The sequence below is a fragment of the Thermococcus gammatolerans EJ3 genome, assembly GCF_000022365.1.
Taxonomy (GTDB): Archaea; Methanobacteriota_B; Thermococci; order Thermococcales; family Thermococcaceae; genus Thermococcus; species Thermococcus gammatolerans.
This window is the reverse complement of the sequence record NC_012804.1, coordinates 1,154,746-1,175,906: the sequence shown is the minus strand read 5'-3', so window position 1 is coordinate 1,175,906 and position 21,161 is coordinate 1,154,746. Positions and strand designations below refer to the sequence as shown.

Annotated in this window: 24 protein-coding genes; 9 read left to right on the top strand and 15 right to left on the bottom strand. The window is 55.9% G+C overall.

The genetic code is table 11. The features are described 5' to 3' along the window. Nucleotides 1-33: 33 nt before the first annotated feature. From TGAM_RS06330 to TGAM_RS06260, 15 genes are all read right to left on the bottom strand, one after another. Entirely contained in the window at nt 34-1,614 is a 1,581-nt protein-coding gene (locus tag TGAM_RS06330; RefSeq protein ID WP_015858863.1) for a proton-conducting transporter transmembrane domain-containing protein, read from the bottom strand. A gap of 9 nt (nt 1,615-1,623) precedes the next feature. Further along, a complete protein-coding gene (locus TGAM_RS06325; RefSeq protein WP_015858862.1) occupies nt 1,624-2,121 on the bottom strand; it encodes a Na+/H+ antiporter subunit E in 498 nt (165 codons plus the stop codon). Further along, complete coding sequence (locus TGAM_RS06320) at nt 2,118-2,504, bottom strand: sodium:proton antiporter (RefSeq protein WP_015858861.1); 387 nt, start codon at nt 2,502-2,504, stop codon at nt 2,118-2,120. The genes TGAM_RS06325 and TGAM_RS06320 overlap by 4 nt, the downstream gene beginning before the upstream one ends. Next, on the bottom strand, nt 2,497-3,264 hold the full coding sequence (locus TGAM_RS06315) for a Na(+)/H(+) antiporter subunit B (RefSeq protein ID WP_015858860.1): 768 nt from the start codon (nt 3,262-3,264) through the stop codon (nt 2,497-2,499). The genes TGAM_RS06320 and TGAM_RS06315 overlap by 8 nt, the downstream gene beginning before the upstream one ends. Further along, complete coding sequence (locus TGAM_RS06310; RefSeq protein WP_015858859.1) at nt 3,261-3,518, bottom strand: hydrogenase subunit MbhD domain-containing protein; 258 nt, start codon at nt 3,516-3,518, stop codon at nt 3,261-3,263. The genes TGAM_RS06315 and TGAM_RS06310 overlap by 4 nt, the downstream gene beginning before the upstream one ends. Continuing rightward, the gene (gene mnhG, locus TGAM_RS06305; RefSeq protein ID WP_015858858.1) at nt 3,515-3,973 is read right to left on the bottom strand and encodes a monovalent cation/H(+) antiporter subunit G; all 459 of its coding nucleotides are present in this window, start codon (nt 3,971-3,973) and stop codon (nt 3,515-3,517) included. Before mnhG ends, TGAM_RS06310 begins: the two co-directional genes overlap by 4 nt. Further along, entirely contained in the window at nt 3,970-4,254 is a 285-nt protein-coding gene (locus TGAM_RS06300; protein ID WP_015858857.1) for a monovalent cation/H+ antiporter complex subunit F, read from the bottom strand. The genes mnhG and TGAM_RS06300 overlap by 4 nt, the downstream gene beginning before the upstream one ends. Continuing rightward, nucleotides 4,251-6,137, bottom strand: coding sequence for a complex I subunit 5 family protein (locus TGAM_RS06295; RefSeq protein WP_015858856.1), 1,887 nt, complete (start codon nt 6,135-6,137; stop codon nt 4,251-4,253). The genes TGAM_RS06300 and TGAM_RS06295 overlap by 4 nt, the downstream gene beginning before the upstream one ends. Next, nucleotides 6,134-7,621 (bottom strand): hydrogenase 4 subunit D, encoded by a 1,488-nt coding sequence (locus tag TGAM_RS06290; RefSeq protein ID WP_015858855.1) that lies wholly within the window; start codon nt 7,619-7,621, stop codon nt 6,134-6,136. The genes TGAM_RS06295 and TGAM_RS06290 overlap by 4 nt, the downstream gene beginning before the upstream one ends. A gap of 118 nt (nt 7,622-7,739) precedes the next feature. After that, on the bottom strand, nt 7,740-8,660 hold the full coding sequence (locus TGAM_RS06285; protein WP_048811212.1) for a polyprenyl synthetase family protein: 921 nt from the start codon (nt 8,658-8,660) through the stop codon (nt 7,740-7,742). After that, a complete protein-coding gene (locus TGAM_RS06280) occupies nt 8,632-9,627 on the bottom strand; it encodes a DUF3887 domain-containing protein (protein ID WP_238516187.1) in 996 nt (331 codons plus the stop codon). Before TGAM_RS06280 ends, TGAM_RS06285 begins: the two co-directional genes overlap by 29 nt. Nucleotides 9,628-9,636: 9 nt before the next feature. Next, nucleotides 9,637-9,966, bottom strand: a complete 330-nt coding sequence (locus TGAM_RS06275; RefSeq protein ID WP_015858852.1) for a hypothetical protein — start codon at nt 9,964-9,966, stop codon at nt 9,637-9,639. Beyond that, nucleotides 9,953-10,849 (bottom strand): ferrochelatase, encoded by an 897-nt coding sequence (gene hemH, locus TGAM_RS06270; protein WP_148206276.1) that lies wholly within the window; start codon nt 10,847-10,849, stop codon nt 9,953-9,955. The genes TGAM_RS06275 and hemH overlap by 14 nt, the downstream gene beginning before the upstream one ends. 29 nt (nt 10,850-10,878) lie before the next feature. Continuing rightward, a complete protein-coding gene (locus TGAM_RS06265) occupies nt 10,879-11,298 on the bottom strand; it encodes a DUF1641 domain-containing protein (RefSeq protein ID WP_015858850.1) in 420 nt (139 codons plus the stop codon). 10 nt (nt 11,299-11,308) lie between these two features. After that, on the bottom strand, nt 11,309-12,457 hold the full coding sequence (locus TGAM_RS06260) for an NAD(P)/FAD-dependent oxidoreductase (RefSeq protein ID WP_015858849.1): 1,149 nt from the start codon (nt 12,455-12,457) through the stop codon (nt 11,309-11,311). 145 nt (nt 12,458-12,602) lie between these two features. Here TGAM_RS06260 and TGAM_RS06255 point away from each other — a divergent pair, with 145 nt between their 5' ends. From TGAM_RS06255 to ubiE, 9 genes are all read left to right on the top strand, one after another. Then, nucleotides 12,603-12,806, top strand: coding sequence for a hypothetical protein (locus TGAM_RS06255; RefSeq protein ID WP_015858848.1), 204 nt, complete (start codon nt 12,603-12,605; stop codon nt 12,804-12,806). A gap of 117 nt (nt 12,807-12,923) precedes the next feature. Further along, complete coding sequence (locus tag TGAM_RS06250) at nt 12,924-14,435, top strand: cytochrome ubiquinol oxidase subunit I (RefSeq protein ID WP_015858847.1); 1,512 nt, start codon at nt 12,924-12,926, stop codon at nt 14,433-14,435. Then, nucleotides 14,435-15,430, top strand: a complete 996-nt coding sequence (gene cydB / locus TGAM_RS06245) for a cytochrome d ubiquinol oxidase subunit II (RefSeq protein ID WP_015858846.1) — start codon at nt 14,435-14,437, stop codon at nt 15,428-15,430. The genes TGAM_RS06250 and cydB overlap by 1 nt, the downstream gene beginning before the upstream one ends. A gap of 114 nt (nt 15,431-15,544) precedes the next feature. Then, nucleotides 15,545-16,990 (top strand): UbiD family decarboxylase, encoded by a 1,446-nt coding sequence (locus tag TGAM_RS06240; RefSeq protein WP_015858845.1) that lies wholly within the window; start codon nt 15,545-15,547, stop codon nt 16,988-16,990. Nucleotide 16,991: 1 nt separating this feature from the next. Next, nucleotides 16,992-17,888, top strand: coding sequence for a 4-hydroxybenzoate octaprenyltransferase (locus TGAM_RS06235; RefSeq protein ID WP_015858844.1), 897 nt, complete (start codon nt 16,992-16,994; stop codon nt 17,886-17,888). Next, nucleotides 17,889-18,851 carry an ABC transporter substrate-binding protein gene (locus TGAM_RS06230; protein WP_015858843.1) on the top strand — a complete coding sequence of 321 codons (963 nt, stop codon included), beginning with the start codon at nt 17,889-17,891 and terminating at the stop codon, nt 18,849-18,851. 2 nt (nt 18,852-18,853) lie between these two features. Continuing rightward, the gene (locus TGAM_RS06225) at nt 18,854-19,582 is read left to right on the top strand and encodes an ABC transporter permease (protein ID WP_148206275.1); all 729 of its coding nucleotides are present in this window, start codon (nt 18,854-18,856) and stop codon (nt 19,580-19,582) included. Then, nucleotides 19,558-20,190, top strand: coding sequence for an ATP-binding cassette domain-containing protein (locus tag TGAM_RS06220; RefSeq protein ID WP_048811211.1), 633 nt, complete (start codon nt 19,558-19,560; stop codon nt 20,188-20,190). The genes TGAM_RS06225 and TGAM_RS06220 overlap by 25 nt, the downstream gene beginning before the upstream one ends. After that, nucleotides 20,171-20,860 (top strand): bifunctional demethylmenaquinone methyltransferase/2-methoxy-6-polyprenyl-1,4-benzoquinol methylase UbiE, encoded by a 690-nt coding sequence (gene ubiE, locus TGAM_RS06215; RefSeq protein ID WP_148206274.1) that lies wholly within the window; start codon nt 20,171-20,173, stop codon nt 20,858-20,860. Before TGAM_RS06220 ends, ubiE begins: the two co-directional genes overlap by 20 nt. Nucleotides 20,861-21,161 lie beyond the last annotated feature (301 nt).

Below are 21,161 nucleotides of genomic sequence, written 5' to 3'. Positions count from 1 at the left end.
CCGGTAAGGAGTTGGAAAAGGTGCGTAAAAAGGTTAGCCGAGGGCCGAGAAAGTTGTCTCCGCCAGCCTCTTCACCGCGTCAACGTAGCTCTGCCAATCCATCGCCTGAACCGAGGCCGGGTGGAAGAACTTGTCGATTATTACCGGGGCGAAGACCCCAAACGTGACCACGAGGGTTCCGAGGAGTAAGTTCACCGCCACGAAGAGCGGGACCTCGTGTCTCTCTGGCTCTTCGTGTTCATCATGGCCGTGATGGTGCCCCTCGACCGGCTTTCCGCGCCAGAGGGTTATGAAAAGCCGGAAGTATGCCCAAGCGGCTATTGCGCTTGTGATTACCACGACGGAGGCAACGAGAGGGCTCACCTGGAGGAGGGCGTTGAAGATGAGCATCTTGCTGAAGAAGACGTTGAGCGGGGGAACGCCGACGAGACTGAGCGTCGCCAGGCCGAAGAGCGCCGTTGTAAGGGGCATCTTTTTGCCAATCCCCGCGAGTTCGTCTATCTTTCTCGTCCCCGCATGGTGTATGAAGGCTCCCACCGTGAGGAAGAGCATGCCCTTGGCTATCGCGTGGTTGACGGTGTGGTAGAGGAAAGCGGTCAGCGCCAGCTGGGTTCCCACCCCGAGTGCCATTACGAGGTACCCCATGTGGAGTATCGTCGAATACGCCACCAGCCTCTTCACGTCCTTCTGCACCACCATCATTATTGAGGATAGCAGGGCCGAAGCGGCTCCGAGGGCTAGGAGAACTACCGAAAGAGTTTTCCAGAACGGAAGGTCATAGAAAACCGTGTAGAGATAGCGCGCGAGTAGGTAAACACCCCCGCTGACAACGAGTCCGCTCAGCAGTGCCGAAACTGGCGAAGGTGCGGCCGAGTGCGCATACGGCAACCAGTAGTGGCCCGGGAAGATTGCGCTCTTGACGATGACCATCGAGAGTGTCAGCGCGAAGAAAATCGCGAGGGCGAGCGTTGGCTCACCGAAGAGCTTAGTGGTTACGGGGAAGGAAATCCCGTGGAACTTGGCGCTTAAGTCGGCCATGTTGAGGGTTCCGAAGGAGGCGTAGATGAAGCCGAGGGCGAGGAAGTAGAGAGTAGTGGCCGTTGCACCGCTTATACCGTACTTGAAGGCACCTTCAACGGCCTCGCTCCTGCTCCTGTAAAAGCCCACGAGGGCGTAGGCGCTCGCTCCCGTGACCTCGAGCATGACGAAGGTGTTGAAGGCATCTCCAGTCATGAACAGGCCAATGAGTCCCGCCTCAAGGCCGAGGAGAGAGGTATAGAAGAATTCAATGCCGTGATCGTGCGAAAGGTACTCGACGGCGTAAATTCCCGCCAGGAGGAAAAGGAAGGCCGTTAAAAGAACCAAGATCGCCCCCATTAAATCCACTTCGAGGACTATGCCGATTGGGGCTATCCAGTTGCCCAAGGCATATACCAAGGGCTCATTTGAGGAGTAGACCTCATTGAACAACCACAGGGTGGATATGAACGTCGCCAACAGGCCCACCAAGGAATAGGCTATCACAACGCCCCTTCTTCTGCCCGTTATGAAGGCTATGAAGGGAAGGAAGAACGCAAAGCCGAGTGGGATAATCGGGACTATTCCGACCTCCATGCTATCACCTCAGTCAAAGATTTTCTTCGCGTAGTCCTCGAAGTAGGCAACCACGTTCTCCTTCACTTCCTTCTCGTCGAGCGTGGAAACGTCAATCCAGTGGACGTAGAGCCACTTCCCGTCGTCGCTTATGTCCACAACTACCGTTCCGGGCGTGTTGGTTATCGAGTTGGCAACGAGGACCTTTCCATAGTCGTTCTCCACCTCAAGGGGAATCCTCACGATGCCCGGGTTAGCCTTGAGAGTGAAGACCCTCTTTGCGACGTCAATGTGCGTCTTAGTTTCTTCAATGAAGAAGTAGCGGAGGAAGTATATGGCTGCGTAGAGCCACCTCTTCGGTGAGAAGAACTTGAGGTCGTTCTTCACGAGCCAGTGACCGACGAGGAAGGAAACTATCAGGGCCACCGCCGAGCCAGTAACTACATCGTATTCGGTTGCAGAGCCCGTGTAAAACAGGTAGGTGGCGAGCACTATGAAGAACGTCGCGGGGGAGAACCTGATCCTCATTCGCTCTCACCCCCTATTATCTCGGCCATGTCCCTTGCATCGACCGTCCCGTGGAGGCGGTAGAACTGTATCGCGTATGTGGCGAGCAGGATGTTCATCGCCATCCCAATGACTATCGCCGTCAGAACAAGCGCCTGTGGGGTAGGATCAACTGCCCTGCTGAGGAACTCCTCGAAAGTTATGTGTTCCTCATAGATGGACGGGAATACGGGGAAAACGATGCGGTAGCCGATCAGGATGAAGAGCATGTTCACCGCGTCGCCCAAGATGTTGAGCATGATGATTTTCTTAATCAGGTTGGAGCGGGTGACGACTCCATAGATTCCGAGGAGTACCATGCCGAAGAGCGTCAGCGTGATGTAAGCCAGGAGAAGGTCAATCATCCACCTCCCCCCTGAGGACGGTCTTGAATATCCACTCCGAAACGCCGAGCACGAGGAACACAGTAAGGAAGCCGAAGGTCACCGCCAGGTACTCACCGACGTCGAGGTTGAAGAGGCCCATCTCGCCAGGCAGGAGGTTTATTTCGAGCACCTTACCGCCGTAGAGGAAGACTGGGGCGAGAACCGTTGCGAGGATTAAGGTCAGGCCGAGGGCATAGGCTGAGACCGTGTGCTTCACCGTGAGGCCCTTCCTCTCGAGGGTGAACTTGGAGAAGGCCGCGAAGAGGAGCAATGAAGCGACCGCCATTGCCGAACCGCCTTGGAAGCCGCCTCCTGGCGTTAGATGCCCGTGGAGCGCTATCGAGGCCGAAATGGCGATTATCATTATCACGACGAGCTTCGTTATCGCCCTGACGATTAAATCCATATGCCTGTGTGGTTCCCTCGCCTCGAGCTCCTTCACGAGCTTCTCCTGCTCGTCCGTTAGTCTCAGCACGCTGAAGGCTCCCATAATCGCGAGGAAGAAGACGAAGGTCTCGAAGAGGGTATCGAAGCCCCTGTAATTCCACACTATCGCCGTAACCACCTCTGGGCTGTGGCTGGTCAGGCCCTCGTGGGCGAAGGAGTGGCTCAGGTAGAACTCGCCGAGGGGCCTGAGCTCGACTCCTCCAAGGCCGAGGACATTTTTTACGGCTACGGCGTAGGCTATGAACAGGAACGCGAGCAGGAACGAGACGGCAACGATAACGTCCCTCTTCATTCTCCCACCTCGTAGCGCTCCGTTTTGCTTATGGCGAGGATTACGAGGGCTGTATAGGCTCCAACCGCTATGGCGAGGTAAGCCAGCACTATGTCAGGGGCCGCAAGGATGTAGAAGCCGAGGGCGAAGAAGGTTGACTGGACGGAGCTTAAAGCCAGGGCCTTGAGCAGGTCGTGCTCCTTCATTGCCAGGTAGCTGAAGACGAAGCCGAATGAAACGACTATCGCGAGGATTATCAGGTGGAGCTCAATCATCTCACCAGCCTCCTGAATGTGAATTTTGGCTCTTCTTCCTCACCGGGCAACTCCTCATGCTCGCGGACGAGCTCCGCAACGTCCTCCCTCTTCGGCAGGTCCTCCTCGAGCTGGTCAACCACTAAGGGCGGCTTCTTTCCGACTCTTCCGAAATAGACGGCCGAGACTATCGAGTGTGTTCCCGTCGGTGCTATCAGGAGGATTAAAACTCCAACGGTGAACGCTATCCCCGCCATGAAGAACCTCTGGGAGCCGAGGGGGTGATAGACGAGAGCCACCAGTCCCGCACCAAAGACGGGTAACACAGCCCCTCCAATCGTCCCAACGGTGGCTGCGTGGGTTCTCATGTAGAAGTCCTTAAACCTGAGCAGGCCTATGGCCGCTATGAGGTCGTAGATGGCCCCGATTAGTATCGCGACCGAGCCGATGACGAAGATGACGTCCTCGATAATCATACCTCCACCTCCCCGTAGAGGACGTACTTGGTGTAGTAGATGTCCAGCATGAAGGCCCACAGGGCGAGGATTATCGCACCGCTCGCGAGCATTATGGACTTGAAGTAGATTCCCAGCACAACCATGAACGCCGCCATGTCGAAGGAGAGGCAGTCCACCGCGAGGATAATATCAGCGGTCGTTGGTCCTTTAATGGCTCGAATTCCGTACAGGACGAAAGCGAGCGTGTAGATGACGGCCGCGAAGTAAAGGACGTCCAGGAACACGGCCTCAAAGTTCATGCGAACACCCCCAGGAGGATTATCAGGATGGCCATAGCTATGGCAAAGCCACCCATGAGCGCGTTCATGTCGGGGTTTCTGCTCCTGCCCCAGCGAGCAAGCCTCTCAACGGCCCTTATGAGGGGCATGAACATGGCCTCGTCGAGGTGCCTCACCGGATAATCTAGCGCGTCGTCGTAGTCCTTGATAATGGGCACCTCGTGCCTTGGAACGACCTTTATGATGGGGAGTATGCGTTTGAGGTAAAAGTCCTTGCCCACCGAGAGGAAGTAGTCGGCCGTGAATCTGAGGATGTCGCCCATGTTGTAGAAGATAAGGAGTAGCTCGCTGACGCGCTCGGTTGGCATCTTTCCGATTTTCCAGCCGATGAAAGTCATTGTCACGAGCGTGATGAGTGCTATGAAAGAGCCCGGACTTCCGAGGAAGAGATGGGATGCACTCTCGGGCAGGGGGTAGCCGAGTTCTTCGAGCGAACCCGTCAGCCAGGGGAGCAGGATAAACGGGAACACGGCCACGAGAAAGCTCACGAGCGAGACCGTTCCGGTGACTGCCCTTATCAGGAAGGGAACCTCTTCCCTCTCAACCTCGCGCTTGCATATGAGCCTGTTTATCCTTCTGACCTGGACTATTGACGCCAGAGGAAATATCCCAAGGAAGGCCACCGTGACAACCATCAGCCAGAGGAGGACGTTGGTCGTGCCCATTGAAGCCGTGTAGATGAGCCACTTGCTCACGAAGGCTGAAAGCGGCGGAACTCCCGCCATTGAAAAAACGGAGAGGGTAACGAGGAGCGCTATGACGTGACCCTTCAAGAGCTTCCTCATGGAGCAGATGTTCGGCTCCTCACCGTAGTGCTCTATCGCGCCGAGGCCAAAGAAGAAGGCGCTCTTGTAGAGGGTCTGGTAGAGGAGGTGGAGCAAAGCTCCGAGGAGGGCAACGGTTCCGAGGAAACTTCCTTTGAGAACGAGGGAGCTACCGAGGGCGAAGTAGGCTATTCCAACGTCCATGACGCTGTGGTACGCGAACTTACGCTTGAGCCTGATTTCCCTGAAGGAGTAGAGCGTCGCGAAGGCCGTTACGGTCCCGAGGAATGCAACTGTGTAGCCGAAGGCTTCTCCAGCGGGGAGGACGAAGTGGACAACCCTGAGGAGCATGTAAACCCCGAGGATCTCGCCGAGGAGGAAGACCGGAACAAAGGGGCTCGGGAGCGAGCGGTAGACCCTCGGAACCCAGACGTGGAAGGGGAACGCCCCGCTCCTGACGAGTGAGGCCGAGAGGAAGAGGACGAGGAGGAACACAGGTTTCACAGGAAGGTTCTCTAAGTCCTCGCGAAGGCCGTGAAAGGTCAGGTGGTGTAAATCTCCAACTGCACCGTAAGCCAAGCCGGTCGCCATCAGGAGTGGGATTATACCGAAGACCTGAGTGAGTACGAGGTAGCGCCAGGTGGCCTTCCTTGAGCCCCTCGTTTCAGAGGCGAGCACCATGGCGGCGGTAAACACCGCGAAGAGCTCGTAGGCGAGGGTAAGTCTTTCGAGATTGTCAGTTACGAGGAACAGGACAACAGATAGGAGTGCCATGTTGGTTGCCATAGCCATGAACTTCTCGTTGCCCTTTACCCCATAGGAGAGCAGGTAGAGCGAGAGGGCCAGCGTTATGAAAGCTGTGACGAGCAGGAAAAGGGCCGAGATGGAGTCCACTCTAACCGTCGTCGGGAGGAAGGGAATTATCTCGCCCGAGATGCCGTTTAAGCCCTCAACCGCACTCACGAGGAGCGGGAAGGACGCGAGGAGGGTTACGTAGTAGGCGCGCCTTCCCGAGGCGAGGCCGACGAGCGAAGCGATGAAGAGCAGTCCGAGGGCCAGCTCCAGGAAGTAGAGGCTCATGGTATCACCCCGTAGAAGGTTATCTCCTCAACGAGTGGATAGGCGAGGTAAGCCGAGACCAGCGTCAGGACGATGAGGGTCACGAGCGACGCGGTTATTATCGGGTGGGTTGGGGCCCTAACTGCTTTTGGCCTGCCGAAGACGTTCCTCGTTATCCACTTGAGGCCGACCCAGAGGAAGACTGCCGAATCCGCCAGCACCATCAGTATCGGAAGCCAGGCCAGAGCGGAGACCCTGACAAGGCTCAGGTTAGTCAGCAGTTCCGCCTTGCTGAATGCTATTCCCATAGGAGGTAGGCCCGCTAAACCGAGGAGTGCCACCGTCCAAGCGAGGCCGTTTACCGGCAGGAGTTTCCTGAGGCCACTTATCTGCCTCAGGTCAAGGGTTCCGAGGGAGTACGTGAAGGTTCCAGCGGTGAGGAAGGCCAGGCCCTTGACGAAGGCGTGAGTTGTCAGCTGGAACATCGCGGCTTTGAGGCCGACGTCGAAGCCCGGTGCTTTGCCAGTAAGGCCGAGGACGGCGTAGGTCAGGCCAACGAACATTATTCCCGCCTCTGCCACAGTCGAGTAAGCGAGCAGTCTCTTCGCGTCCTTCTGGACGGGGTAGTTGAGTATCGGGATTAGGAGCGTGAGCGAGACCATTACGGCCATGAAGTAGAAAATCCAGACTGGCAAGGGCCCTATGAACTGGATAACCCTCGCGACGAGGTAGACGCCCATCTCAACCATCGCCGCGCCGTGAAGGAAAGCGCTCGCTGGAGTCGGCGCCTCCATCGCGTCCGGAATCCACGAGTAAGTCGGGAACTGGGCGCTCTTGGTGTATCCCGCTATGAGAAGAGCCAGGAACAGCCAGGGCTTAACCTCCGGTGAGACCTTCGGGAGCGAGAACAGACTTAAATCGTGGAGCTGGGTGAGGCCGATGTAGATTGCCGTGTAAAAGCCTATCATAGCTCCCACGTTCGGGATTATGAAGGCCTTGAAGCCGGCCCTCCTGCCTGCGGGAGTGTTGTAGAAGCTCACGACGCCCCAGCATGCCAAACCCATCAGCTCGAAGAAGATGAGCAGGCCGAGGAAGGTCGAGGAGTATATGAAGCCGAGGGTGGCACCTTCAAAGAGCGTCATCCAGGCGTAGAAGAGGCCCCTTCCCTTTCCTCCGGGATGGCCGACGTTTCTTTCGCTCATGTACTCGACGCCGTAGAACATGAATATGAAGCCAGCAACTGCAACGACCGTTCCGATTAGAACGCTCATGGGGTCGATTATTATACCATAGACCTCGCCGAACTGGGTGCTCTTGAGGTAGGCGATGTGAATCAGCTCCTCGTGGTCGAGGAGATAAATGACTGCAACGCCGAGCTGGAGGAGCATCGCCGTTATGAATGAAGCTAGCATTACCACGTCTGCTTTTCTCTCGTCGAGCCTGAAGAGGATTAACCCACCGATGAGCGGGACCGTGAACGCTAAGGTCGCGAGAAGGCCAATCATGACTGACCCCCCAGTCGGATTAAAATCCATTCGGTTTGTCTAACGAACCTTTTTAAAGCTTTTCGTTTATTCCCGAAAGGAATTTAGCCAAATGTACATTTTTGTGAAACATGATAGACTAACTACCTGAAGTCCTGACCCTTTTGAAGACCCCCTCAAAGTATCCGGAAACAAGCCTCACAACCTCGCTCCCATCGAAGGGCAGGTCTCCAATGAGCTTCAGAGCCCCGTCCACGTATCCCCTGGCTATTTTTAGAGATTCCTCGAACACACCAGCATTCATCATCCTCTCAAAGAGATTGAGCAGGTTCTCTTCGCTCGGGTTCTTAAGAATCTTTTCGACGAATGAAGAGCCGTAGCGCTCGGTGTAGAGGATCAGCGGGAGGGTCGCCTTTCCGTTGAGCAAATCCTTGAAGCGGTCCTTTCCGGTTCCGGGGAAGTAATCGAGAACGTCGTCAACTATCTGGAACGCCCTTCCGACGAGCGTTCCGGCTTTGTCGAGCTCCATCCAGTAGGGCTTTTCGAGGTAGTAGGCGGGAAGCGCAAAGGCGGCTCCGAAAAGCTTTCCTGTCTTCCTGTCTATTATCTCGTAGTACGTGTCGAGGTCGAGATGGACGCTCCCGCGCACGGCTTCCTGAAGGATTTCACCCTTGACCATGTCCTCGACGGCTTTGGCGACGTAGTCCACCATCGCGGCCTTCTTTTTGGCTATAATCCTCAGCGCGCGGACGAAGAGAAAATCCCCGCTGAGGACGGCAAGCTCGGGCCCCCAGCGCATGACGACGGTGGGGTTGTTCCTCCTCTTCTCCGCCAAATCAATGACGTCGTCGTGAACTAAGCTGGCGGTGTGGATTAGCTCTATCGCCGAGGCGAGGTCGAGGGCATCGTTCTCGTCGAGTCCGAGGCCTTTCGAAACTGCCAGGGTTATCCTCGGCCTTATCCTCTTCCCCCCGCTCCGGATTATGTACTCCCCGATTTTCTTCGCGAGCTCAACGCTCCCCTCAAGTGCTTCAACGAGCCTCTCGTCCAGCGATTCCATCGATGACACCTCCGAGCCTGAGTCCCACCGCTATTCCCAGTAAGACAAGCAACAGCGAAGGGCCGAGACGCGAAAGCGACTCCATCGCAAGCGCGAGCCCCTCGATGAATGCGAGGAGAAGGAGCAACCTACCGTCGCGGAGCTTCGAATACGTCTCAGCCGAAAGCGCGTGGAAAGCCGTAAACGTTAGCGCGAAGAGGAAGGCCCAGTACGTTGCCCCCGTGAAGGAAACGGGTAGTTGCATTATGAAGTTCGTCGCCACGAAGGTGCCGATGGAGAGGAGGACATACTGGCCAAGTCCGAGCCCGAGGCCTATGGAAAGGCCGTCCCTGTTGCGGGCGAAGTAGAACTTGACGGCCTCGACAGTCAGGGCGGTTGTAAAGGCCGTGAACAGGGCGCGGGAGAGCGTGGAGTACGCCACGACGAGCGAGATTATCCCGTAGAAGGGGATGAGAACCGACAGACCGAGCGCTATCCCAGCTCCGAGGACGAGGTCTGGAGTAACTGGCTTTTGGATGAAGTAAAACGCCCCCAGGACGAGCAGAGTGCCGAGAATCATCGCGACCATTCCCGCTGGATTTGGCTTTGCCCTTACCCCTAGGCCGATTCCAACGAGCTCGCCGTTCTCATAGGTTAAGGCGATCGGAAAGGCCCCTTTCTCCGCCTTGACCTCGTATTCCAGCTTCACCATATCCCCTTCACGACTCTCGTTGACGAAGCTGAAGGACAGCAACCGGCCGTAGTTCTCCATCGTGAAGCCCCTGAGCTGGGCAAACTCCCTCTCCCCGAGCTCGTTCCTGAGCCTCTCGCTCAGGTGGGGCTCTATGAGGGAGTAGTTGCCGGTGTTCATGGCCTTTATGAAGTCCTCCATGAAGGCGTTCCCCTCCTCGGTGAACTCATCCGCCAGAACGGGCACTCCCGAGAGGAGCATAACGGTGAAAAACAGGGCGACGATGGATCGTCTCATTTTCACCCCTCACACGGCTGGGGCTATTACTCTAACGAGCTTTTTGGCCAGTCCCTCGACGCCGGGAATCCTGTAGGTCTTACCCCTCAGCATCTTCCAGACCCCGAAAAGCGCGTAGACGTACCAGAGGGCCAAGACGTAGAGCGACCAGCCGAACTCAGGATAACCCGGGTACATGTGCCATGCTCCCATGAAGGCAATCCAGAAGAAGAAGCCCACCACGCTGGAGTAGGCCGCATGAAGCTTTGTCAGCTCGTCCGTGTCCTTCATGAGGAGCAGGGGAATACCCCCAACGAAGCCGAAGACGTAGGCTATGAAAGCGTCCCTAAGCCTTCCCATCTTCCCACCTCCTAAGCTCTTGGGCTATCGCCGAGATAAGGTAATCGTGCCTGTGGTCGAGCTTAGCCCGGTAAAACCTCAGCCCGAGCTCCTCGGCTTTTTTCCGGTATTCAACGTCGAGCTCATAAAGCGTCTCGACGTTCTCAACGAGGAAGCTGAGGGGGTAAACTAAGACCTCCTCAACGCCCTCCTCCTTAAGTCTCTCCAGAACTTCTGGAATCTCCGGCCCGAGCCAGTCACCTTTGCCGAACCTGCTCTGGAAGGCCATCTCCCACTCGAAGTCGAAGGCCTTCATGACCCTCTTCGCCAGCTCTGTGTGGCTTTTCAGGTAGGGGTCGCCCCCTTCGATGACCTTCCTTGGCAGGCTGTGGACGCTCAGGACGACGTGGGGGTTCTCAAAACCGCTCTCCGCCAAACCCTTCTCGATGTTGTGCCTGACCCACGCTATGAACCTCTCGTTGCCCCACCACTCTCTGATGTAGGGTCTCTCACCGAAGAGCTCTCTGATTTTAATCAGGCACCTCTCGGTCGTCGAGCTGGAGTAGACGTGGTAGAGCGGAAAGACGAGGTCGAAGCCGTCGCTCAGTTCTTCAAGGAGAGGTCTGGAATAGCACATGCCGAGGGTTATCTCATAACCTGTTCTCTCACTCACCAGCTCGGCTATCTCTCGCATGTAATCCACAAGAGGGCTTCTTCCGCCCATAACCGCGTAGTGGCCCCTGACTGCCCGGGCGCGGGCCTTGGCTATGCCCCTGATTATCGCCCTGGCCCCCGGCACGTCGAGTCCTATGTCCTTCCTCACGTCGTAGAGAAAGCGGAATATGAAGTCCTCAACTTCGTCGGGTGTCGTCGGCGCTCCCATGTAGGTGAAGAGAACCCTCACGGTTCCACCTCCAAAAAGAAGGGAAAGAATCACTTCTCGTTCAAAACCCTACCGAGGTTCTTCGCAAGGGTCAATAGGAAGCCGAGGCCCTTCTGAACGTCCTCGTCGCGGAGGTAGCCAATCGCTCCCGTCATCCCGACCTTTGGAACCTCCTTCGGGTTTGTCTCTGCGAGGGCCCTGAGAAGGGCGTTGACAAGTTCCTCAACGTTCATGCTGATGTCGTTTACCTTCTCTGCCTCAATTTCCCTGACCGGTTCGAGGGCTGAATTTCCTATCGCGGCGAGCCTCAAAAGGGCCTTCTCTTCGGAGATTGTTTCGAGTAACCTGTCGCCGTTCTCGGTGAAGGACTTGAGCAGTCCGAGGGTTCCGCCCTTCTTCAGAGCTACGGCAACCTCGACAAGTTCCCTAACGGCGGCAACCTCTTCGGGGGTAAGCTTGAGCTCGCTCATCTTCCTCACCTCACAGCCTCAAACTGTCAAGCCAGCCCCTGTAGAAGGAGGCCTTCATCTCCTTTATGAGGGGGCTCTTGAAGAGCAGGTAGCAGGTTCTCTCGTACTTGCTCCCCGTCCACCTATACTCGCAGTTGGCCGTGAAGCCCGTGTGATAACCCACGCCGAGGCACATCGTCGGGACAAATTCGGCTATCGGATAGCCTCCATGCACCTGGTGGAGTATGCTCGTTGCAGAAACTACCGCCGCGTTGTGGAGCGGGACACCAGCCGTTAAGAGCCCTAAGGGTGGCATGCTCGCCTCGCTGACGACGTAAACATCATCGTAGCCGGGGTAGCGGAAGTCAGGACCCTTAACCTTGGCCCAGCGCGGGTCTTGGCTATCGGCCATGAAGGCCATGACGTCGGGAATCGCTATGGGCGGGACCTTGATGAGTAGGTCGTAGTCGAGCTCGAGGTTTTTGGTTACAAGTTTGCCCTCGGTTATTCTCTCGTGCCCGTCGTGGTGGATGAACTCCACTCCGGCTTTCTCGAACTCCTTCTCGAAGAACCTGCTCACGGTCGGGCCGAGGCTCCTCGCGGGACCGTCACCGGGATGAACGACCTTTATCTCAACGTCGTTGAGTCCCTTGGCCTCGAAGTAGGCCCTGAGCGCGAGCCCCATCTCGTAGGGATAAATGCCGCACCTGTAGGGCACTTCGGGGGCGTAGATGACTATCCTCTTTCCTTTGAACCCGTAGAGAGCCTTTCTCAGCTCGAGTGCGCCTTCAAGGGTGTAGTTGTGGTAGCCGTGCTCGGCAAGGCCTTTGTACTTGTCCCAGGCGTACTTGACGCCGAGGCCGAGGAAGAGGTAGTCGTAGTCGTAAACCTTTCCTCCCTCGGTCTTTACCTGTCTGTTATCGAGGTCAATCTTAGTTACTCTATCGATGTCAACCCTGAAACCGTAGACCTTCTCGGCGTTCTTTATCGGAGCCCAGGTTTCGTGAGCCTCTGCCGAGCCGAGCGCGACCTCCATGAAGAGTGGTGGCATGTAGTGCCTCTCGCTCGCGGTCACCATCGTCACGTCAACGTCGAGCTTCAGCCTGTCAGCCTCAGCTTTAAGGTAGCGCGCCGCAATGAGACCCGCGGTGCCCCCTCCGAGAACCAACACCTTGGCCATACCCGCACCTCCAGTACTCCTACTTTGATGTTTGTCCGAATGAGTATATAACTCTTTCGATTATCGCACCGTTTGAGTTCGGAAAAAGACTCGTCCGAAAGAGATATAAGAATAAATTGTTCTAAATACAGTTTGAGGTGGTCGTATGTCCGCGCAGATCGAGACTAATCGAGAGGTCGTTGCGGGTCTTGTAGCAATAGTACTTGCACTGGCTTTCGTACTGATAGCGTTTCTGCTCCACAACGTTGTCTGGGTAGTGCCGGGGATGCTCTTCGGAATAGGCTACATGATCTGGGTCTTCCACAGGCACGGGATGCCCTCCGCCAACAGTCCGAAGGCAAAAGTTTAGCTTTCTTTTTCCAAAATTTTCATCTGTGTGATGACCACCCTTAGTATAGGTTCCGAAAACATTATAAGTTTGAGTATCGGTAAATTTAGTTTGAAGGATAAACTGAGGTGAGCGGTTATGGACCCGATACTGCTGTCGAGAATACAGTTCGCCCTGACCGCGGGCTACCACTGGATTTTCGTGCCCGCGAGCATAGGAATGGCCTTCATGGTCTTCCTGCTCTGGACCATGGCGGCCATAACCAACGAGAAGCAGTGGCACAAGGCGGCGAAGTTCTTCAGCAAGTGGCTTGGGATATTCTTCGTCCTCGGTGTCCCGACGGGAATAGTCATGGAGTTCGAGTTCGGAGCGAACTGGTCGCAGTACTCAGTGTTCGTCGGCTCGATCTTCGGTCCTCCACTGATGCTCGAGGGTCTCTTCGCCTTCGCGCTGGAGTCAACGTTCCTCGGCGTGCTTCTCTTCGGCATGGACAGGCTTCCGAGGGCGATAACATGGATTTCATCGTTCTTCGTGTTCATCGGTTCGAGCCTCTCTGGCCTGTGGATTCTCATCGCAAACAGCTGGCAGCAGACCCCAACAGGCTACATAATCCAGAACGGCAGGGCCGAGCTCACCGACTTCATGGGGGCGGTCTTCAACCCGCTCCTTGTGAGCCAGTACACCCACACAATCAACTCCGCCATACTCACCGGGGCCTACATAGTCGCAGCCGTCGGTGCCTACTACCTCCTCAAGAAGAGGCACGTCCAGGTCGCCCGCTCGGCAGTTGCAATAGGTGTGGTCGTCCTCGCGATAAGCGCGGTAATACAGCTCTACCCAACGGGCCACGCGGAGGGCCAGGTCATCGCCAAGTACCAGCCGACCAAGCTCGCCGCCGACGAGGGACTCTTCAAGACAGAGAAGGGTGCACCCATGATAATATTTGGAATAGTTGACGAGAAGAACCAGGAGGTTAAAGCCGCCATAGGGATTCCAAAGCTCCTCAGCTGGCTCTCGTTCGGTGACTGGAACGCCGAAGTTATGGGACTCCACGACGCGGCCAGATACGTCTGGTACGAGCAGGTTCTCAACAACCCGAACTTCGCCAGCGAGAAGGACAGGAAGGAGTTCATCGAGACCCTCATGAAGGCTCACGGCGTTGACCCCAACGCCCCGGACGCCAACGAGCAGATGGTCAAGGTTCTTGAGGAAGCCCTGCCGGTGGCCTTCATGTTCTACGCCTACCGCGTCATGATAGGCCTCGGAACGCTCTTCATACTGATAGGACTCATTGGAGTGCTCCTCCTCCTGCTCGGCAAGCTCTACGACGCCAGGTGGTTCCTAAAGGTGCTGGTCGTTACCGTCCCGCTCCCCTGGCTCGCCAGTGAGGCCGGCTGGTTCACCCACGAGGTCGGTAGGATGCCCTGGATGGTCTGGGGCATGGTAACAACCAACACGGGAGTTTCACCGAACGTCTCGGCGACCCACGTGCTGATAACCCTCATAGGCTTCGTCGTGGTCTACAGCGTGCTGTTCTACATCTGGCTCCACTTCGTCAGGAAGCTCATCAGGGAGGGTCCCGAGCCCGTTGAGGGTGACGTCACCGCGAAGCCGACCCCTGCCGTTAGCGTCGCGGGAGGTGGTCAGTGATGGACTACGCGACTGCCTGGTTTTACTTTTCCGCCTTCCTCCTCGGAATGTACCTGGCCTTTGATGGCTTTGACCTCGGTATAGGTGCACTGCTTGCCCTCATCAAGAACCAGAAGGACAGGGACATCCTCATCAACACCATCGGCCCTGTCTGGGACGGCAACGAGGTCTGGTTCATCACCTGGGGAGCGGGGCTCTTCGCCATGTGGCCCGCCCTGTACGCAACGCTCTTCAGCACCTTCTACCTCGCAATATGGCTCCTGGCGTTCCTCCTGATATTCAGAGCCGTCGGCTTCGAGTTCAGGAACAAGAACAAGGAACTCTGGGACAAGCTCTTCGCCCTCGTCAGCGCGCTGATACCGCTCGTTGTCGGAGTCGTCGTCGGCAACCTCGTCATGGGAATTCCCATAGACGCCAATGGCTTCCACGGCTCACTGCTTACGCTCTTCAGGCCATACCCGCTCATCGTCGGTCTCTTCATACTCTTCGCCACAATATGGCACGGTGCCAACTGGGGCGTCTACAAGACCACCGGAAAGCTTCAGGAGGAGCTCAGGGGCTACGCCTTCAAGTTCTGGCTCCTGACGGTGGTCTTACTGCTCCTGACTGTAATCGGCATGAAAATCTGGGCCCCGCTGAGGTTCGAGAGGCTCATGACTCCACTTGGCCTTGGACTGACGCTGGTAATCCTCGTGGCTGGACTGCTCGACGGCCACCTCATCAAGAAGGGCGAGGAGAGGCTGGCGTTCTACATAAGCTGGCTGGCCTTCCCGCTCGTGGTGTTCCTCGTTTACTACAGCATGTACCCCTACTGGGTCATCTCGACCACCGACCCGAACTTCAAGCTCAGCATACACGACCTCGCGGCGTCACCGCTGACCCTCAAGGCCGTCCTCGGAGTCTCAGTAATCCTGGCGGTAATCATCATGGCCTACACCCTCTACGTCTACAAGATGTTCGGCGGGAAGGTCACCGAGGCCGAGGGCTACTACTGAGTTTTCTTTTCCTTTTTTCAAGTGTCAAAATGAACGGGGAGCAATTCTAAGGAGGTTAAGTTAAATAAAGTCTAAGGCTGGAGAGATTGTGAGGGTTCTCCCGGAGGTGCTCCCATGAGAGACATGCGCGACTATCTGGAATGGCTTGAGGCGAGAAACGAGCTGATTAGGGTTGAGGAAGAACTCTCGCCCGAGCTTGAGATTCCCGCGTTTCTGAGGAGAGTGATGTACGATAAGGCTGGAGCCGTTCTCTTCGAGCGCGTTAAGGGCCATCCAGAGTGGAGAGTAGCGGGAAACCTCTTCACGAGCGTCGAGACAGTTAGGGAAGCCCTCGGCGTTGAAAGGCTTGAGGAAATCGGCGAGAGACCGCTCAAGCTAATGGAAAGTTTGCCCCTTGGATTATCCGACAAGCTGTCGTCGCTGGGGAAGCTCAGGGAGCTGGGCAACTATCTGCCTAAGCTCGTGAGGAAAGCCGAGTTCACGAGAAATGTGGTGGAAGACGAGCCCCTGAACTTTGTCCCAGCCTTTAAAACCTGGCCGAAGGACGGTTCGCGCTACCTCACCTACCCGCTCATCTGCTTCTCGGACCCGAAGGGAGTGAACTCCATCAGCGTCTACCGCGTCATGCTCCTCGATGGCGAGAGGGGTGTAATCCACTGGCAGGTTCACAAGCGCGGAAGTCAGGCCTGGAGGGACTACCTCGAGAGAAACGGCGGTAAAATGCCCGTCGCGATAGCCATCGGCTCCGACATTGGAACTCTCCTCACCGCCGTTTCGCCCGTTCCCTATCCTATGGACAAGCTCCTCTTCGCGGGCTTCGTCCGAGGTTCGGGTTTGGAGCTCTACCGCCTGCCCAACGGCGTCCTCGTTCCAGCAAACGCTGAAGCCGTCATAGAGGGCTACGTTCAGGTTGACGAGCTGAGCGAAGAAGGCCCCTTCGGCGACCACTTCGGCTTCTACGATAAGCCGAGCGAGAGGAACGAGCTCTACCCCGTTTTCCACGCCGAGAGGGTTTACTACCGCGACAATCCGATTTACTACGGCTCCGTCGTCGGGAAACCGCCGTTGGAAGATGCCGTAATCGGAAAGGCTATCGAGAGGATTTTCCTTCCGTTGATGAGGGTCGTCCTGCCCGAGGTCGTTGATGTGAACTTCCCAGAATATGGCGTCTTTCAGGGTGTCGCGATAGTCTCGATAAAGAAGCGCTACCCCGGGCACGGAAAAAAGGTTCTCAACGCGCTCTGGGGAACGGGACAGATGGCGCTGACGAAGGTCATAGTGGTTGTCAGCGAAGACATAAACCCCCACGACATAAACCAGGTGATATGGGCAATAGCTTCCTTCGTGAACCCCGAGCGGGACGTTCTGGTGATTCCAAAGGCACACACAGATGCGCTCGACCCGGCCGTTCCGAGGCCCCCGCTCGGGAGCAAGCTCGGAATTGATGCGACCAGAAAGTTCCCCGAGGAGATGGACGGCAGGGTCGTTGAGGAGGTTAAAGAGAACCCAGAAGTCCTCAGAAGGCTTGAAGACCTCTTCAAAAAGTACCTCGGTGGTTGAGATGGCCTTCGACCCCGGTGAAGTCAGTAAAGCGAGCAGGTTTCACGCGTTGATGAGGCTCGTCAGGATAGAGCACACGCTCTTCAGCCTGCCCTACGCTTACGTCGGGGCGTTCCTCAGCGGTTTCCACGTTACCTGGGCCGAGATAATCCTGATGAGTCTTGCCCTCCTCGGGCTTAGAACAGCTGCACTGGCCTACAACAACATAGCCGACCTCGACATAGACAGCCAGAACCCGAGGACGTGGAACAGGCCGCTGATTAAGGGGTCGGTGAAGGTGAGCGACGCCTGGTGGCTCGTCGTCGTTGGCTCAGTGGTTTACTTCGTTTCGGCGGTTCTCCTCAACCGCTGGACTGCTTTACTAAGCCCGATTCCCTGGTTAATAGCGATGAGCTACTCGGGGGCGAAGAGGAAGCACAGCTTCCCCCATCTCCACCTCGGATTAACGCTCGCCCTGGCGGTCGCTGGAGGAACGATAGCAGCTGGAGGAAACGCTCCTTTCATAGAAGTCCTCGCGCGGGTTCCCTGGGCGTTCTTCTTCGGCGTCCTCTTCTGGGTGGCGGGCTTTGACACGATATACGCGATAATGGACTACGAGTTCGACGCTGAGCACGGAATCGGGAGCATTCCCGCTAGGTTTGGCATAGAGAATGCCCTCAAAATTGCCCTCGCCTTCCACCTTCTCGCTATAGCCCTCTTTGGCCTTGCTGGGTTCCTCTACGACCTCGGATGGGTTTACTTGGCTGGCTGGCTCGTTGGAAGCGCTCTAATCCTCTACGAGAACCTAATCGTCTGGAAGAGCCTTGACAACGTTCCAAAGGCCTTCAACCTCAACATTCCAATCGGCCTAATCCTCACGCTCTCGGCCATAGCGGACAAGCTTTTGGGAGGGGTTTGAATGAGGAAGGTCCTGGCGTTGCTCCTAATTGGGCTGGTTGTGGTGGTTTCGGGTTGCATAGGCTCGAACTCGACGAAACCAACGGGAACGGAGATTCCCACCGTTAAAGCCGCAACATTGCTTGGAGGAATCAGCACTCTCGACGTCATGGAGGCTAAAGGCTTCGACAGGGAGAACGGCTTCAAGGTCGAGGTTCTCAGGCTCGGCAAGACCCCTGACATAATAGCGGCCCTCGAAAAGGGCGAGACGGACTTCGCGGTCATTCCCGCCGAGATGGCCGCTAAGCTTGCCCAGAGTGGGGTCAAGATTAAAATCATCGGCGTTGACATGCTCCAGAACCAGGCGATAATCGGGAAGGAGAAGATGAAGCCAGCCGAGCTGAAGGGTAAGAAAATCGGTGCCGTCGTCGCCTCGGGAACCTTCAAGCTCTTCCAGGCCTACATGAAGGTTCTCTATAACCTTACTCCAGATGATTACACAGTCGTGAACGTCCCGCCCGGCTCGGTTGAGGACTCGCTCAAAAGCGTTGACGCCGTTGTAATCTGGGAGCCGATTGTGAGCCAGCTGATAGTCAAGAACTACACGGTAATAGCGACGTTTTCAGAGCTCTGGAACGAGGCCAGGGAGCGCGGCATAGTTAATGGCCCAGCGGTAATGCTCGTCTGGGTCGTCAGGGAGGACTTCCTCGAAAAGCACAAGGATTTGGTCCATGCCTTCATAAAGGCTCAGATTGAGAGCGCCGAGTTCTGGAAGGAGAATCCAGCCGAGACTAAGGAAATCCTCGGAGAGCTCTACCACCTTGAGGGCAAAACGCTTGATGTTCTCTACGGCAGAACGGAGGTCAACGACGAGGGTCTCAACGACGAACTGATAAGGGGTATCAAGAGCGAGTGGAAGCTGGCCTACCTCGGGGGTTACCTCAGGGAGAACCCCGAGAACCTCGACATCTTCTACAGGGGTTGAGCATGAGGGGCTGGCTCTACCTTTTCCTATTTGCAGTGGCCTCGTGGCTTGTCCTGTCCCACCTGTATCCGGCCCTAATCCCAACCCCAGCGGAGACTCTGGCCTTCTACCGCGAGGTCGGACTTTCCCTAATCCTCTCCTCGCTTCTGCTGACGCTCTACCACAGCTTCTCTGGCTTTCTGGTCGCTTCCCTCCTGACGGGCCTCGCGATGCTTTTAGCGCTGTACTCAAGGGCCTTCAGGGACTTTCTGAACGCTTTAAACGTCTTCCTCCAGAGCGTCTCGGTTCTCGTCTGGACGATAGTCTTCATAATGCTCTTCGGCGTTACGAGTTCAATCGCGACGATACTCGTTACCGCGATGGCATCTTTTCCAGCACTGCTTTCGGCTGGGGTGAGCTCAAGCGAAAAGGTGATAGAAAAATACCGCCCGCTGGTGGTCCTGCTCAAACCCTCAAAGCTTCAGCTCTACCGGCACTTCATCGTCCCTGGAACGCTCCCCGAGATGGTTTCGGCAGGCAGAGTGGCCCTGGGAATAGCGCTCAGGATAAGCGTCGTTGCCGAGGCCTTTGGCTCTGCCGGCGGAATCGGCTACCAGCTCGTCTACTCCTACGATTTGGGAATCAAAGCTGGAGTCTTCGCGTGGGCGTTGCTCTTAATCCTTCTCATGATAACCCTCGACCAGTTGCTCCTCAGGAGGCTCGAGGAATGGGTGAAAGGCTGGTACTGGTGAAAAATCTGAGAAAGTCCTTCAACGAGCTTATACTCGACGAGGTTAGCCTTGAGGTTAGCGCGGGAGAGGTGATCGGCCTCATCGGGCCGAACGGGACTGGAAAGAGCACCCTCGTGAAGATTTTGGCGGGTGTCATAGAGCCAGACTCAGGCGAAGTCTTTGTAAAGAACCCATCCGTCCTCTATCAGGAGGACTACCTTTTGCCGTGGAAGAGGCTGAGGGACAACGTCTGCCTGCCCGCCCGCTTCAGGGGTAGGGAGTGCAGGCTCGAATACGTCGAGAGGCTCGGCCTGGAGAGCTACCTCGACCTCTACCCAAAGGAGGTCAGCGGGGGGACGAGGAGGAAGGCTTCCATCCTGCGCGCCCTGCTCATGGACTTCGACGTTCTGATTCTGGATGAACCTTTTACTGGCCTCGACGCGCGTTCTAAGGAAGAACTTCTTTTCATAATTCGGGAATTAGCCAATTCTGGAAAAGGTGTTCTGGTCGTCTCGCACCAGCTCGAGGAGCTCTTCAAGGTCGCCGACAGGGTTTACCTCATAGGAGGAAGACCCGCGAAGATAAAGAAAGTCCTTGGGAGGGAGGAACTTGGTAAAGGAACTTTTTGACAGCATCGCGGAGCGCTACGACTTGACCAACAGGCTGATAAGCCTCGGCCTTGACAAACTCTGGCGTAGGAAGGCCTGCGAGGAGGTTTTAAAGTTCATAGAAGTTCAAGAAAGGCCGTTAAAAATCCTCGACGTTGCATGTGGAACGGGGGACATGATACTCTGTATGAGGAGGAGCCTTGAAAAAAGAAATTTATCGGGGGAGTTCTACGGCCTCGACTGCAGTGAGGAGATGCTCAGGATAGCGAGGAGGAAGGTTCCCTTTGCGAAGCTGAGCGTTGGAACCGCTGAGGAGATGCCCTATCCCGATGAGGGTTTCGATGTTGTTAGCATCGCATTCGGCATAAGGAACTTCTCCGACAGGGAGCGGGCAATAAAGGAACTCCACCGAGTTCTGAAGCCCGGAGGAAAGCTCCTAATCCTTGAGTTCTCAAAAAGCCCATCGCTCCTGGGGAAGATGGCCTGGCTATACACAAGAACTGTGGTTCCCATCATCGGGAAGCTAACGACAGGCAACGGAAAAGCCTACGAGCACCTCGTCAGCTCGATAGATGCCTTTCCCTCCCCTGAGGAACTTAGAGGGGAGTTTGAGAAGAGGGGCTTTAGAGTAAAAAGCCTTCGCTGGCTCTTCCCGAGAATAGCGTTTATTCTCGTTCTGGAGAGGCCCTGATGAGCCTCACGGCACCGTTGACGGGCCTTTCCCCTTGTTCTGAAGTTTTCGATCCCTATAAGTTTGCGTACCGAACCATTAAACTGAACCGTCAAAGTGAAGATATGTGAAGATATTCGGGCATTTCCTTGGCAGTTCTCCAAAAACTCACCTTTGTGTAATTAAAATGCCAATTTCTCTCCGAAAAGTTCGGGGAAATTCGTCGTTTCGCTAGAGGTGTTTTAGATTAGCCTACTAAAAGTTCATTAGGGAAACCAAAAAGGTTATATTTTAGAACATCACTGGTCAGTATCGAGAACAA